The organism is Brevundimonas sp. UBA5936, from assembly GCA_002430835.1.
Classification (GTDB): Bacteria; Pseudomonadota; Alphaproteobacteria; order Caulobacterales; family Caulobacteraceae; genus Brevundimonas.
Window position 1 is genome coordinate 1 of the sequence record DJDA01000117.1, and the last position, 699, is coordinate 699.

Sequence of the window (699 nt, forward strand, 5' to 3'; positions counted from 1 at the left end):
CGGCGCGGGCGTCCGCGTCGTCCAGCCGGACCAGCACCTGACCGGCCTCGACGCGCTGGTTGTCCTTGACCAGAACCTCGACCACCTCGCCGCCGATGCGCGGGCTGACGGCGACGGTGTCGGCCTGGACGAAGGCGTTGTCGGTGCCTTCCCAGCGCTGCTTGCCCTGCCACCAGACCACGCCGCCGACGACGAGGCCCAGGCCGACGACGCTGGCGACGATCAGGGGCAGGCGCTTCTTGAGCGGGGCGGGGAGGGCCATGGGGGAGACAGCTCGCTTCGATTTCGCGCGTAAAATGGACGGCGCAGTCCAGAATACAAGGCGCGACTGCGATTTTTTGTCGCAGCGTCGCGAGCGCGCGACATTGACGCCGGGCGCGGGGGAGGCGAAGCGGGGGCATGGCTCCGTTGAAATCCGCCTCCCGCCAGAAGAAGGCCGTTCAGAAGGCCGGGCTGACCCCGCCGCCGGGCAAGCGTTCGCGCCAGCCGAAGAAGGCCCCCGTCGGCGCCATTATCAGCTGGCCGCCGGATGAGGATCGGGTGGAGGAGATCTTCGTCCGCCTGTCAGGCGTCATGCCCGATCCGAAGACCGAGCTGGATTTCGTCAATCCCTACACCCTGGTGGTGGCCGTCGCCCTGTCGGCCCAGGCGACCGACGTGGGGGTCAACAAGGCGACCAAGGCCCTGTTCGCCGTCGCC

1 protein-coding gene and 1 pseudogene are annotated in these 699 nt (G+C 69.1%); one reads left to right on the forward strand and one right to left on the reverse strand.

Annotation, left to right across the window (positions count from 1 at the left end):
• Positions 1 to 262, reverse strand: a 262-nt coding sequence (locus B2Y21_RS12090) for a biotin/lipoyl-binding protein (RefSeq protein ID WP_292060068.1), incomplete at its 3' end; no start/stop codon positions are given.
• 137 nt (positions 263 to 399) lie between these two features.
• On the opposite strand from B2Y21_RS12090, the pseudogene B2Y21_RS12095 reads away from it, so the two are divergent.
• Positions 400 to 699, forward strand: a pseudogene (locus B2Y21_RS12095) (endonuclease III); the annotation flags it as partial.